Below are 13,121 nucleotides of genomic sequence, written 5' to 3'. Positions count from 1 at the left end.
TCTATGCCTTCCGGCATTAATCAATAGTATTCGAAAATGAAATTTTTATTAGACCTTTTATTCCGTGTTGTTCAGCTTTTTACAGAACCTTATTTCTTAGTATTTCTTGCGGTAGTCATCATTGCTCTGCTCAAAAGAAAAAACAAACGCAAAAATCTGAGAATAGGAGTTGGCTTTTTTGCCGTTTTAATGATCATTTTCATAGGAAATGGCTTTCTGGGAAAACTGACTTCCGGATATCTGCAGAAAAATTATGTGGGTACAATTGTGACTAAAAATAAACCTCCTCAAAACCCTGTTATTGTTGTATTGGGAGGTGGAATTGTAGATTTTGAACACACAGAAAAGCTGCATACCATGTCTTATTCCAGAATGGTAACGGCTTATCAGTTGTATCATGAATACAAGACCAATAATCTGCCTTGTAAAATACTGATTTCCGGAAAGGGAAGAGGACACAAAAGTGAAGCAGAATTATTCAGCGAAAATTTTAAAAGAATGGGAGTATCAGATGCTGATATCATAAAAGAAGATAAAAGCATGAACACATATGAAAATGCAAAATATTCCAGCAAGATCTTACAGCAGATGGCTCCTTCTGATGTATACCTGGTTACTTCCGGGTTTCATATGAAAAGGTCTATGGCTTTGTTTCAGACATTTGGATTAAACCCGGTTCCTCAAGCTTCAGATATTATAGATACTGAAATTACTGTATTTCCTAACAGTTATAATGCAGCATTTACTTTTGTGATGCTCAAAGAAGTGTTGGGAATATGGCAGGTGCAGCTGTATAACAGCCTGGGATTGAATGGATAGTTATTTAAAACTATGATATAAAAACCGGACACTTAAACTAACTTAGGTGTCCGGTTTTGGTTTAAAAAGCTTTGATTTTTATTTTGTTTTCTTAATAGAAATTGCCGTCTGCAAAACCACAGAAGCAATAATAAAGACCAATCCTATATAAAACGAAAGATTCACTTCTTTGCTTTCTCCGAAAAATAAGAACGCCATAATAATAGCATACACAGGCTCCAGATTGTATGTTAAGTTAACGGTAAATGCCGGAATTTTCTTCAAAACCTCTGCAAACATTACATATAAGCCAACAGTACAAAAAAGCGATAAAACGCCCAAATAAGCCGTGTTTTTTAAGTCAGGAACTATGCTATCTGACTGAAAATAGAGGAGATATACGGGCAAAAACGCTCCCCAGCATAAAGTACCGGCAATCATCTGATAATAGTTGATGATTTTGGTATCAAAATGACTCACCAAACGTTTGTTATAAATCGTATACAAAGCCCCGAATGCCGATGAAAAGACGCCTAGTATAATCCCAAGCTGATAGGAAGTATCAAAGTGAAATATTAAACTGATTCCTACAATCGTTAACGTACTGAGAAGTAATTCTGAAAGCTTGAATTTCTCCTTATCAATAACAGGTTTGAATACCGCGGTGAAAAAACTTGTCAGACAGTAACACACTACACCAATGGATATATTGGCATATTTTATACTGGCATAAAAAAGAAGCCAATGTAATGTAAGTAGTAATCCTGCCTTTGAGATCTGAATTTTTCCCCGCAAAGTAATATCCGTTGGGATTTTCAAGAGCTTTACAATAAAGAACAAAATAATAGAGGAGAAGAGGAGTCTGTACCAGACCAGTAAACCTTCGTTAAGAGTGATCAATTTCCCGAATACACCTGTAAATCCGGCCAAAATTACGGCCAGATGTAATAATAAATATGATTTTTTCATTTGAGAATGAACTGTAAAATTGGAATTAATATTTTTGTTAGAATGTGAAGCACGGCAAAACCGATCGTTAATAAGTTAACGACATGAGTATGCTTCAAATTAAATTGAAAATATTAAGGTGCCGGAGGAGGCAGACAGTTCGAGCGGTTCATATTGATCTGTTGAATGTCAAATATAGGGAAAAATATTTTGAAAGTTTACATAAAAAATACATTGAACTTGTGTCCATCCGGATCTGCAAATACAAAACCGTAGTAATTTTCTCCAAAGCTCTCAGGCTCTGAAACAATGGTTCCACCAGCATTTTTTACTTCTTCAGCCCATTCATCCACCTGGCTTTTGCTTTCTGCAGAAAGGGTGAATATAATTTCGTTGGAGCTTTGAGGATCTCCAAATTTCATGCTTTTCAGGTTGTTTTCTATGATATTTTTTAAGAAAAAGTGAACAACCAATTCATTTCCAGCCATAAAAAAACTTACCAGCTCATTGGAACTGTGTGGGCTATTAGGTCTGAATCCCAGTTCAGTATAGAATTTCTGTGTGCGTTCGAGGTCGGTTACAGCCAGATTGGCCCATATCATTTTAGGTTTCATACTATTTTATTTTTTGGTTAGGATAAAGGTATTCTGTTTTTACAGAAGAAAACCTGCCATGTGGCAAGATTTTGTATTTTTAAGATCAGTATGAGACTTTGAATGGTTTCAATTTAACATAATGTAATAATGAATTATAGTGCATGAATAAGAGTATTGTAGATAAAATTAAGCAGTTAGGAGGAAATACAGAGGGTTTGCGTGCTGATAAAAGTTTTGTTGAAAACTGGAAGAGTATTAGTTTCAGTCATCATCTTTATGACAAAGATTGGGATGTTTATGGGATCGATCAGTATTATGAGCAGTACAAAGATTTGTATATAGAGGATCAGAAAATTTTTTATAAGAACTTACTGGAACATTATTTTTCTAACCATGAATTGCCGTACGGTCAATATTTTTTCAAAGATTGGATTTTCACGCCCTTTAAAGAAAATATAGAGGATTATGAAGAACTGGATGGACTTGTAGATGAATATGAATTAAAAAAAATCGTACAAGGCAAAGAGATGGATTTTATCTGTATATTTTATTCTTATGGATATCCTGATCATTTTTTTGTTTGTGCAACAGATCCTGACCAGAATAATCCAACAGTCTACGGAACGGATCATGAAATGTATTTTCAGGAAATTGAGAATGAAGGAAAACTGGAAGAGTTTCTGGATCGTTTTATGACCCAGAAAGAGTTCTTAGAAACGGTTAAAGAATATTTGGCCAGGAAAATGACAGAATAAGAGATTCTCAGGCGGTTAGTTACTCTACTTCTAGGCTATAATAAAAATCCTATAATTTATATTATGTTAAATTGCATGTTATTTGGGTTTCAAAGATTCACAGAACATGTTATTATATTTCATGATTTTATACTTTCGGCCATTGCATCAGATTTTCAAGTATAATAAACTCTATCTTCCGCAACTGCTTATATTTTCAGATAAATCATCTTAAATCCAGAAAGTTTTTAATCCCTTACGTTTCTTATAAAATAAATGGCAGATTAAGGAATCTTTTAATTGAGCCTTAATCCGCCACTTGTGCCAACTGCTGTAATCAGATGGTTTTCTATTTATTTAATTTTTCTAATTCGGGTAATTCTCTTTTATATTTTTCAACGTCCCAAACCAAATTCCAATTTTTAACATAGTTAGAGATTGGATCTAAGCCAACTTCTGTTCTTCTTTTATCTACATTGTCAGGATCAGTTAAAGGTAAAATATAGTAAGTATTATTACTTTGATTGATTCCTATTTGGCTTCCGTAGATTTGTTTTCTGCCTTCGCGAATTTCTATTCTGTCAATTAACAAAGCTAAAGAACCTGGACTTGCATTTCCTTTTTTTACCGCTTCTTTCATCATGGGTAAATATTTTTTTTGCGTTTCCAGATCTGAATGTTGAATGACAAGAAATAATGCACTATTGGCTTGCGCGCCTACTTTGTCTTTACCCACCCAGCCTTTTTCATCTAATATTTTTTTTACTTTTATTAAGTTAATGGAGTCTTTCTGATTGGTTATTTTCCAAAGGTCATTTATTTCTTTAGAATTTGGGCCAAATTTTTTTTGAGTTTCACTCATTTGTACTCTATATTTCTGGTCTTCATCAAGAATTGCCAATAACTCAGCCTGCAGGGGTTTGTCATAATTTGCTTCTATGGCTGCTAATTTTTTTTCTAACTTTTCAATGGTTTTCCCCCACTCTTTTTTTGAATGCAAATTTTCTAAATCAGTATCAGAATTTAAGTGCTTTAGGTTGGTCCAGCCTTTTTCTATTGATAAGTTCAGCCATTTAAATGCTTGTTTTGTATTTCCCGCTAAAGAAGATGAACATGCACCATTATATAAGTGACTTGGATTTTCGCTTTCGATTTTAAAAGCTTTATCATATAAATCTGCAGACATTTTATACTCTTTTGATTCATATAATTGATTAGCTTCACTTATTAATTTTGAATATTCCTGAGCATTAACGCCTGAGAATAAAAATAGTAATAACAAAGTATAAATAGTATTTCTCATGTTTTCTGTATTTAATTCTTAAATCTTAGATGGTTATTATTCTACTAATATAAAATTTATTTTGATGATTGAATTGTTAAGAGATCATAAAAAAGAATTTATACTAGGTTTTCGTAGGATTGATGAATTTTTTGTTTTTTAATTAAATAATCATATTGAATACCTATTTGTAAGAATTTTCTTCATGAATAAAACGATCTCTTCAAGTTCTTTCTCATTCTTTGAAGCAAAACCTAATCGAAAAGCATTCTCTTCTTCATCTATTCGTTTGATTTGCAATTGTAAAGGAGTTTTCAATGTATTAACGCTGTAGGGATGTTTGAGCTGTATCCAAACCGACAGGCCGCCGTCTGGTAAGGTAAAAGAGATATAAGGGCTCAGATGCTGTTGCAAAAGTATATTCAGATGATCTCTGCGTTGATGGTAAGACTTTTTGGCTTTCTTCAGATACCTTCCCAAATCACCACTTTTAATCAATTCTGCTAATGCATTCTGCATATATCCATCCCCTCCTACATCAATTGCTTTTCGTAAAACAACAGCTTCCTGAATGAAATTTTTAGGAGCAACCATAAAACCAATACGAATGGAAGAACCCAATATTTTTGAAAATGAACCAATGTAAATGACATTCCCCTTATGAGCTCCACTTGCCAAAGGTAAATATGGTGAGGAGGAATAATGATAATCATAATCGTAATCATCCTCAATAATAGCAAACGAATATTGATTGGAAAGCTCCAACAGTTTCATTCTCCTTTCAACGCTCAAAGTGACTGTTGTAGGATAATGATGATGAGGAATGAGGTATACAGCAGTTATTTTTTTCTTTTTACACATTTTTTCGAGAGCATTAATGTCCAATCCGTTTTCGTCTACAGGAACCTCTATTACAGATGCTTTTGTTTTCTCAAATGCACTGTTCGCAATAGGATATCCCGGTTTTCCGGAAACAATAATGTCTCCATCCTGGAAAAGCAACTGAGCCGCCAGATAGATGCTCATTTGTGCGCCATGGGTAATCAATAGGTTATCAGCGGAAATATTCAGCCCTCTTGTTGCAGATAGATATCTCGATAGCTCTTCTCTTAGTTTTAATGTACCTTGAGTTGTCCCAACAACTGCTTTTTTAATGCTAAAGCTTCTTGATGTATAGCTGCGGTAAATTTTCAACAGTTCATCTATAGGAGAAAGGCGAATATCGGGATGCCCATCATCAATGAAAATCTCAGGAAGAACAGTCAGCTCCTGCTGTGACGGATCTTTCTTTGATAGATGAATCGGAAGGTCGAAATTATTTTCATAGGATAAAGATGAATTTTGAGCGTTCCACTTTTGAGGTTGTAGAGTTGGAATACGCTCAGATACTCTGACCTGTTTCCGGGGAATAATCAGGATCCAATCCTGGGCATTGAGTTCTTCATATGCAGCGATTACCGTCTTACGATGCACACCCAGTGTTTTTGCAAGTTCTCTGGTACCAGGAAGAGTCATTCCGGCCTTTACATTACCATTTCTTATTGCATTAATAATAGAAATGGCTATCTGTCTGTAAACAGGAAGCTTTTTTTCTTTATCAATAGTGATGATATGTTCAAACGGAAACATTCTGGACTACTCTATATGTTTAATCTGGTATACAAATGTAGTCCAAATTACCTATAATTTTGCCCTGTAAATCAAATAATTTTTAATTAAAAGTATGATAGCTGTAATATTTGAAGTCGCTCCTGAAGAAGGAAAAAAAGATGAATATCTGGATATAGCGAGATCCCTAAAGTCAGAACTGGAAGTGATTCCTGGATTTATTTCGATTGAACGGTTTCAAAGTCTCGTAGATCCCCGAAAAATCCTTTCCCTGTCCTTTTGGAAAGATGAAGATGGTATAAAAGAATGGCGCAACAGAACCACTCACAGGAAAGCACAACAGGCAGGACGGAATTCTGTGTTTGAAGATTACAGATTGCGTGTAGCTTCCGTGATACGGGATTATGGGATGTCTGAAAGACAGGAAGCCCCTGCGGATAATATCTTTTGAAATAACAGTAAAAAAATAAAAATGATTACGTATCAAATTGAAGAGAAAATTGGAATAGAAGAATTTACTCAGGTGCTGGTAAACTCTACATTAGGAGAAAGACGTCCGGTAAACGAACCGGAAAGAATAACAGAGATGCTGCAGCATGCCAATCTTATTGCAACTGCCCGGGATAATGGTAAATTGATTGGAATATCAAGATCATTAACTGATTTTGCATTCTGCACTTATCTTTCAGATCTGGCGGTTGATGAGAATTATCAAAAGAAAGGCATTGGAAAAGAATTAATCCGATTGACAAAAGAACACACCCCAAAAGCTACATTGATTTTATTGGCCGCACCAAAAGCTGTGGGCTACTACCCTAAAATCGGGATGAAACAGTGGGAACAGTGCTATATACTGAACAATGTGGAGGATTTGAAATAATGAAATACCCCGGAAAATAAGAAGACATGTACTAAAACTACATGTCTTCTTTAAGTAAAATCACTTATTTATATTGTTTCCCGCTAAGCTATATATCTTTTACCTGTTAAACGGATACTCATTAATCCAATGAAAACTCCTCTTGTTTAAAAGATAATCTTCTTTTTTCTTTCTTATTGTTTTTATTTTTACAGAATCACGACCCTTATTTCCTGTAAAAATGATACTATCTTTTTGACTGTTGTAATGCAGGTAAGCATATAGGTCCTGATGATCTATTTTACGAAGCATAAGTGTTTTATTTTCAGTATCTAAAACGCTCTGGAATGTTTTAGTACTGTCATTGTTCAGGATTACTTTTGTCCGGCTTGGAGAAGTTATCAATATTTTTTTCCAGCCAATGGAATCGTTGCATGATATTTCCTGGTTGTTTATGATAAATTTATCTACAATATATGCACCCTCCATCGGAGCGGCCGGAGGTGTATAGAATAGTGCTGATGAAGAGCTTAATATGAAAAAAGCTATTACAAGCCATTTGAATACAATAACTGTAATACTCTTCCACTTTTTGTCGAATGTTCTTTTTTGAAAACGTAACTGCGATGGCTGATGCAAGATAAAAAAACGATATAATGCCATTGCATCACCGCTTACAATAAAAAGACAGAACAAAACAATATGACTGGAAAATATTTTAACCGGCACATCATAGAAAAAATTCAACAGAGCTACATTGATCATTACCGTCATGGAAAAAAGTGCACCAAAGGTTTTGGTTCTCCTGAAAAGAAGCAAAAGTCCACCAATAACTTCCAATAATCCGGAAACAAATGTATAACCAGTGGAAGCTCCCATCATAGTCCATACCATCCCCATTGGTGACATGTCTCCAACTTTTTCTTCCAACCTGCCAATTGAATTAGGAGGAAACTGCCCGTCGTGTAGTTTTGCAAAACCGTATGAAAGCATTATCATAGCTACATAATAGCGTGCCACTACTACCGTAAACCAATGAAGATCTTTAAATGTCCGCTGTTTTTTATCTGCAAGAAGTATAACGAGTGCAGCCACTACCGCTAAGCCAATATTTACAAGCACTACCCAATAATCTAATGTAGTATCGCCGCTGCCAGTCATTGTAATATATTCTACCTGCGTTTGCTGAAAAACATTTTTACACAACCACAAGACTCCACTCTTATGTATTCCTGCTAAAGGCGAAAACTGAGAGGTAAAAATAAAAAGATACACATAAGAAATAACAAACAAATGCAGAAAACGTAGTACAGCATTATGCTTTCTCTGATTGGGAAAAGTGATGGGTTTTGTATTCATATTAACAATATTTATTTAAGATAAGAAAGCTTGCATTCATCATATAAATTTTTAGATATAGTTTGAGTGAAATTTAAAAGCTCTATTATTTATTTCTCTGCATCAAATCCAAGTTTCTTTCTAAATTCAAGAGTAAGCTTGTAACTTTCTTCAATTTGAACTTTCTTTTTTGATCCTTTACTCATATCCTTACCTTGTTCTGTCCATAAGTAAGGAAAAAAACTGAATACCTGGTCGCCTTTAAGTTTTGCTACATCTTTTTTCCAATTTGCCCATCTGTATTCTTTATAAAATTCATCAAGATTTTTATTAAAGCAAAAATTCAGAAATTCAGTGTAAGTAATGTCAAGAGGTTCATATTCCAAATTATCAGGTGCCAAATAATATACTTTTCCTAAATCGTTTCCAAGTCCGCCACCATTAAGAATGAAAATACCTCCTATTGCATCGTCAGCAATTAAAAGATATGGAATTGGCTGTCCATAATCCTCAAATGTTTTTCCTCTATTCCATTCCGGCAATGACCTGCTTAGCTTATCACTACCTGAGCCAAGAATTCTTATCCAGCCATTATCAACCAAAAGGCCCCCTGTCATGTATACAATTGAACCCATTGGAGATTTGGTTGTAACTTGGGTTTTGTATAAAGCATCCCTTGCTTGGTTGCTATCTACGGGTAATATTTCCACTTTATTTTTTGCGGTGTCTATCCATTCTTTTACAAGAATCCAACCTTGATCTTTATCGTTTATTAATTCATCAATAGAGCGCATTTTTGTTTGTCCATAAGTTGTTAATGAGAAGAAGGATAATATAATAATTGTCAAACATTTTATCATGCTGATTAGTTTTCTAAAATGATAATTAATTGTATACATTTTTCTGTCATTATTTTACCTCAATTTTATGATAAGCAATCCATCGTTTGAGATTGCCCACCATTCTTTTTAAATGATCTTCATTCAGGAAAATATTGGTCCAATATTCAAATCTGTTGCACTGAACACTTATATAATAGGTCATAATAGCCAGACATGCGTAAGGTAAAAACTTTTTTTCTTCATCATGAATTTTAGTGACAGTTTCATAGCCTTTTATAAAGCTATCTGCTTTTGCTTCATACTCCTCTTCGTTCAGGTGGGTTGTAAATAACTGAAATAGAAAGTAAGAGATATCAAAGCATAAATAACCATTACCACAAAAATCAAAGTCAAAAAATGTGATTTCTTTTTCGTTATCAATATGTAAATTATCAAACCAGACATCAAGATGAATCGCTCCATATCTCATTTTCTGCAGGTCTGTATTTTCCATTTTTAGCGTTAAAAAATCGGAAAGACTTTCTAAAAATTGAATTTCGGTCGTGTTTTTACTATAGAAATTTTTTGTCCTTACAACAGGATTCTTAAGCAGGTTTTGAGCATTGTAAGACATTCTCATCAGTTCTACATGTTCTGTTGATTGATGAACTTTAGCTAGTGCCTGCCCAATCAGAAAGCTGGTTTCCGGTGAGAATTTTGCTGTTTTTATACCCTTAGCATATGAAAATAAAACACCGAATCTTGTTCCTTCCGGAGCTTCAATTTTCTGAATAAAATTGTTTGATTGATCTGCTATGGGAAAAGCAACTTGTCGGTCTGCTTCTTTCAGGTGATTGAGAAGTCTTAATTCTTCTTGAATTTCTAATTCGGTTCGCCAATCATGAGTGTACACTCTAAAAACGTATTTGTTTTCGCCATCATGAACGATGTATAAATGGTTCATTGCAAGCCGGAAGATCCTGCATTCTGTGTTTTCGGTTAGTCCATATTTTTCTTGAATAAGTTGACCAAGTCTATCAGGTGAAAGGGTGCTGTTTATTGTCGGAAATTTCTCTGTCATGTAATTCTCGTGCGTAGCTGGTTATATAGTTTGTGCAATTTCGTTAACATTTTTCGATTTTACACCTATTACATTCATTTATTTAACTATTTCATGCAATTCAATTTCTAAATCCTTCTTTTCCTTTTCTTTATAAAATTCAGAATTTGCTAATGAAATATTGAATTCTTTAACAGTTGCAGAGTAATCCTGTTTTAGTAAGATTTTAGCCTTTATAATATTTAAATAAGCCTCTGAAAAATTTGGATAAGAATCTATAAGGATTTTCCAGGCCTGAATAGCTTTATCATATTGCTTTTCATTATAAAATGCCCACCCTTTTCCGTTTAAAATACCCAATGAAAAATTTAGATTAATGCCGTAATTGGATCGTATTTCTTTATCCAATGATGATTTAATGCTTAAGTCTGTTTGCTTATTTGATATATACTTTGACTGAATGGCAGACCAATCTTCAAATATCTCGTAAAGAGCTGTATTAATAAGTAAGCCTGGCGTTGCATTATGATCTGCTTTTTTAAACTCATATCCTTTCATATCCAGAAAGGGATTGTTAATTTTCTTAATGATGGAATCCATCTTCAGGAAATCTTCGGGATAATCGTTTCCAATTCCATAGCGATAATATTTTTTTGTATGAAAAGAGCGCTTACTGAATTGATTTATAGAATCTGTTAGGTCAACATTTTTCTGAGTAAAAAATGGGCTCATAGAAATAATTGCATTCAAGTCATTTATTCTGGAATTCAATAATGATGTTGTAAAATATCCATATCTGGAATGACCAATTAAAACTCTAAAAGAAGAGGCTTTGTACTCTCTCTCAGCTAATGGGATGAGTTGTTCAAAAATAAATTTTTCATTCTCTTGTGCAAGGCCGTTGGGATCTGAAATTTTATACTGTGTTTCCAGATAGCGGTATCTTTGTTCTGATTCAACGCTTATTACGATAGAGGAAGGAATCTGTTCATTACTCGTTAAATAGTCAATGGTATTGAGAATATAATGATTACTTCTTTTATTTTGCCGATCAAATACAATAATTAATGGGAATTTGTTCCCGGACTTCTTTTGCCATTCTATGGGAACTATTACAGAAATCTTTTTCTCAAATCCCAGACTTGTTGATTGTAATATTGTGTCTTTTAGTGTTTTATATCTTTCATAGTTCTGGGCAAGCAGTGAAGACGTTGCTGAAGTGAAAACTAAAAGAAAGAGTAAGTACTTTTTTATCATGGATATCAGTTAAGACTCAAATTTACGGATTGTGTTCATATAAAATTTGTAACGATGGTAATGTTGTTCGATTTTTTCCATAAAAAGCTCCAAAATCTTTAGATTTTGGAGCTGACTTTAAACAGACAGCCTTTCAGCTGATTAATTATTGCTTGGTGATTTTATTAAAAAAAGTATCACCTTTAAAGATATAGTCTCCTGAAGGATATTCAGTAAGATCGATGGTATTTTTCCCTTTTCTAAACAATATATTTTTAATGAGGCTACCGTTATTATCATATAAATAAACATTTTCGTCTACTGAGGATTCCACGTTGATCAATCCTGTTGTTGGGTTAGGATACACGGAAGTTTTCGTTTTTGGGGAAACTTCTCTTGATGACAGATAACAACCTGAAATATAGGAATCTCCAATAATATTAAAGCCTTTGTTGATGAGTTGGGCTCTCGCAAGCATCGCTTGCGGTGTAGAATAAACCAATCCTGTTGCATCTATAACTCCGGACGTTATTGTCGAATTCGCCCAGGTAGGATTATTATTCAGATCGATGAGAAAATTGCTGTAATTCGTACATGATAAGCCGACATTTTTAAATCCAAAATAGATTGAATTCCAGCTGAAGTTCTGAAGCTTGATATTCCATGAAGAAATATCCTGGTCAAAATGTGAAGCACCTGCAAACATATTAAATCCAGCAAAATAATCAATCTTACTTACATCCCAGTTTCCGATGGGCTGATTGAATGATACTGCATTTTCAAACATATGCTCAAAATCTGTCACTTTACCAGTATTCCAGTTATCAAGTGGCTGATTAAATGCTGCTGCATTATAGAATGTATAGCGGAAATTAGTCGCATTTTCTGTATTCCATGAATTTAATGGCTGGTTGAAAGCTGTGGCATCTGCAAACATGGAGGAAAAATCAGTTCCGGATATCGTATTCCAGGCAGAAATATCCTGATTGAAAGAAGATGCAGAAGAAAACATGCTGCTGAAATTAGTTACTTTTGCCGTATCCCAGTTTCCGATATTCTGATTAAACAGCGTCGCTCCGCTGAACATACCGCTCATGTCCGTAATACGGAATGGATTCCAGTAAGAAAATGAAGTATAGCCTGTCAAAGATGAACAGTTAAGGAACATTTGTGATAAACTGGTTATCTGTGTTAAATCAGGAGTATCTGCAGCCGTTACGTTAAGATTGGGACAGTTGGCGAATGCTCTGTCGAATTGCTGAAGCCATGTCGTATTTCCCCACTGGCTAAGTTCTATAAGTTCCTGATTTCCACCTGGAGGTATGATTTCGGTATTGGCCCTGAATCCGTAAAATGATCCGTTACCGCTTGATACTTTTAATTCGTAAGTGGCCTGCAGAGGATCTGGATGGAATGATGGCCCAAAATATATGAGTAAAGGCTCATTGCTGCTGGAGTTTACATAATCAAACATCCCGTTATGCTCAGGATATCCTACTTCTTCCCAGTGAATGGTGTAATCGGTTCCTGTGCCACCGAATCTTATTGAATGATCAATGACGCCGTTTGCATTGGGTTTCCAGATGGTAGTAAATTCATTCTGCGCATAGGAAATGCAAAATAAAAGGAGAAAAATGATTATTAGTTGTTTTTTACACATAAATTAAAAGAGGTTTTTGTTAGGTTAAAATTGGGTTTAGTAAGACAATTAATTTCCCGGGATTCTTTATCTTATCTCTAATACAAAGGTACTTACGCGCGGCGACAGAACTCGTCGTATTAAAAGTTATAACCTCTTTTTTTAAGTTTTTTTTGATTAATTTTTGTATAAAAAACAGGTT

At 34.3% G+C, this 13,121-nt stretch carries 13 protein-coding genes; 4 read left to right on the top strand and 9 right to left on the bottom strand.

Annotated features, from left to right (window positions below):
• Nucleotides 1-36: 36 nt before the first annotated feature.
• A complete protein-coding gene (locus DEU39_RS05360) occupies nucleotides 37-819 on the top strand; it encodes a YdcF family protein (protein WP_120231203.1) in 783 nt (260 codons plus the stop codon).
• Between the two features lie 78 nt (nucleotides 820-897).
• Here the strand turns inward: DEU39_RS05360 and DEU39_RS05355 are convergent, their stop codons facing one another.
• Together DEU39_RS05355 and DEU39_RS05350 are read right to left on the bottom strand one after the other, a co-directional pair.
• Nucleotides 898-1,767, bottom strand: coding sequence for a DMT family transporter (locus tag DEU39_RS05355; RefSeq protein WP_120231202.1), 870 nt, complete (start codon nucleotides 1,765-1,767; stop codon nucleotides 898-900).
• 197 nt (nucleotides 1,768-1,964) lie between these two features.
• Nucleotides 1,965-2,360, bottom strand: a complete 396-nt coding sequence (locus DEU39_RS05350; RefSeq protein ID WP_120231201.1) for a VOC family protein — start codon at nucleotides 2,358-2,360, stop codon at nucleotides 1,965-1,967.
• Between the two features lie 143 nt (nucleotides 2,361-2,503).
• Here DEU39_RS05350 and DEU39_RS05345 point away from each other — a divergent pair, with 143 nt between their 5' ends.
• Nucleotides 2,504-3,097 (top strand): hypothetical protein, encoded by a 594-nt coding sequence (locus DEU39_RS05345; protein WP_120231200.1) that lies wholly within the window; start codon nucleotides 2,504-2,506, stop codon nucleotides 3,095-3,097.
• Nucleotides 3,098-3,425: 328 nt separating this feature from the next.
• On the opposite strand, the gene DEU39_RS05340 is transcribed toward DEU39_RS05345, so the two are convergent.
• Nucleotides 3,426-4,379: a DUF6624 domain-containing protein gene (locus DEU39_RS05340; protein ID WP_120231199.1), complete on the bottom strand. Its 954-nt coding sequence runs from the start codon at nucleotides 4,377-4,379 to the stop codon at nucleotides 3,426-3,428.
• 150 nt (nucleotides 4,380-4,529) lie between these two features.
• On the bottom strand, nucleotides 4,530-5,987 hold the full coding sequence (locus DEU39_RS05335; RefSeq protein ID WP_120231198.1) for a PLP-dependent aminotransferase family protein: 1,458 nt from the start codon (nucleotides 5,985-5,987) through the stop codon (nucleotides 4,530-4,532).
• Nucleotides 5,988-6,081: 94 nt separating this feature from the next.
• Between DEU39_RS05335 and DEU39_RS05330 the strand changes: the two genes are divergently transcribed.
• Together DEU39_RS05330 and DEU39_RS05325 are read left to right on the top strand one after the other, a co-directional pair.
• On the top strand, nucleotides 6,082-6,417 hold the full coding sequence (locus tag DEU39_RS05330) for an antibiotic biosynthesis monooxygenase family protein (RefSeq protein ID WP_120231197.1): 336 nt from the start codon (nucleotides 6,082-6,084) through the stop codon (nucleotides 6,415-6,417).
• 21 nt (nucleotides 6,418-6,438) lie between these two features.
• The gene (locus DEU39_RS05325; protein ID WP_120231196.1) at nucleotides 6,439-6,846 is read left to right on the top strand and encodes a GNAT family N-acetyltransferase; all 408 of its coding nucleotides are present in this window, start codon (nucleotides 6,439-6,441) and stop codon (nucleotides 6,844-6,846) included.
• A gap of 99 nt (nucleotides 6,847-6,945) precedes the next feature.
• On the opposite strand, the gene DEU39_RS05320 is transcribed toward DEU39_RS05325, so the two are convergent.
• From DEU39_RS05320 to DEU39_RS05300, 5 genes are all read right to left on the bottom strand, one after another.
• Entirely contained in the window at nucleotides 6,946-8,184 is a 1,239-nt protein-coding gene (locus tag DEU39_RS05320; RefSeq protein WP_120231195.1) for a hypothetical protein, read from the bottom strand.
• 89 nt (nucleotides 8,185-8,273) lie between these two features.
• The gene (locus DEU39_RS05315) at nucleotides 8,274-9,062 is read right to left on the bottom strand and encodes a DUF2625 domain-containing protein (protein ID WP_228436656.1); all 789 of its coding nucleotides are present in this window, start codon (nucleotides 9,060-9,062) and stop codon (nucleotides 8,274-8,276) included.
• Nucleotides 9,063-9,072: 10 nt separating this feature from the next.
• Nucleotides 9,073-9,948, bottom strand: a complete 876-nt coding sequence (locus DEU39_RS05310; protein ID WP_228436654.1) for a phosphotransferase — start codon at nucleotides 9,946-9,948, stop codon at nucleotides 9,073-9,075.
• 195 nt (nucleotides 9,949-10,143) lie between these two features.
• Nucleotides 10,144-11,301, bottom strand: a complete 1,158-nt coding sequence (locus DEU39_RS05305) for an alpha/beta hydrolase-fold protein (protein WP_120231193.1) — start codon at nucleotides 11,299-11,301, stop codon at nucleotides 10,144-10,146.
• A 145-nt stretch (nucleotides 11,302-11,446) separates the two neighbouring features.
• Nucleotides 11,447-12,940, bottom strand: a complete 1,494-nt coding sequence (locus tag DEU39_RS05300) for a BspA family leucine-rich repeat surface protein (protein ID WP_120231192.1) — start codon at nucleotides 12,938-12,940, stop codon at nucleotides 11,447-11,449.
• Nucleotides 12,941-13,121: the final 181 nt, after the last annotated feature.

This window comes from Chryseobacterium sp. AG363, from assembly GCF_003610675.1.
Taxonomy (GTDB): domain Bacteria; phylum Bacteroidota; class Bacteroidia; order Flavobacteriales; family Weeksellaceae; genus Chryseobacterium; species Chryseobacterium cucumeris.
This window is presented reverse-complemented; position numbering and strand designations above follow the sequence as displayed.

Bases quoted from the DNA above. Each gene is read 5' to 3' on its own strand.
- DEU39_RS05360 (WP_120231203.1), top strand. From the start codon at position 37: ATGAAATTTTTATTAGACCTTTTATTCCGTGTTGTTCAGCTTTTTACA.
- DEU39_RS05355 (WP_120231202.1), bottom strand. From the start codon at position 1,767: ATGAAAAAATCATATTTATTATTACATCTGGCCGTAATTTTGGCCGGA.
- DEU39_RS05350 (WP_120231201.1), bottom strand. From the start codon at position 2,360: ATGAAACCTAAAATGATATGGGCCAATCTGGCTGTAACCGACCTCGAA.
- DEU39_RS05345 (WP_120231200.1), top strand. From the start codon at position 2,504: ATGAATAAGAGTATTGTAGATAAAATTAAGCAGTTAGGAGGAAATACA.
- DEU39_RS05340 (WP_120231199.1), bottom strand. From the start codon at position 4,379: ATGAGAAATACTATTTATACTTTGTTATTACTATTTTTATTCTCAGGC.
- DEU39_RS05335 (WP_120231198.1), bottom strand. From the start codon at position 5,987: ATGTTTCCGTTTGAACATATCATCACTATTGATAAAGAAAAAAAGCTT.
- DEU39_RS05330 (WP_120231197.1), top strand. From the start codon at position 6,082: ATGATAGCTGTAATATTTGAAGTCGCTCCTGAAGAAGGAAAAAAAGAT.
- DEU39_RS05325 (WP_120231196.1), top strand. From the start codon at position 6,439: ATGATTACGTATCAAATTGAAGAGAAAATTGGAATAGAAGAATTTACT.
- DEU39_RS05320 (WP_120231195.1), bottom strand. From the start codon at position 8,184: ATGAATACAAAACCCATCACTTTTCCCAATCAGAGAAAGCATAATGCT.
- DEU39_RS05315 (WP_228436656.1), bottom strand. From the start codon at position 9,062: ATGTATACAATTAATTATCATTTTAGAAAACTAATCAGCATGATAAAA.
- DEU39_RS05310 (WP_228436654.1), bottom strand. From the start codon at position 9,948: ATGAACCATTTATACATCGTTCATGATGGCGAAAACAAATACGTTTTT.
- DEU39_RS05305 (WP_120231193.1), bottom strand. From the start codon at position 11,301: ATGATAAAAAAGTACTTACTCTTTCTTTTAGTTTTCACTTCAGCAACG.
- DEU39_RS05300 (WP_120231192.1), bottom strand. From the start codon at position 12,940: ATGTGTAAAAAACAACTAATAATCATTTTTCTCCTTTTATTTTGCATT.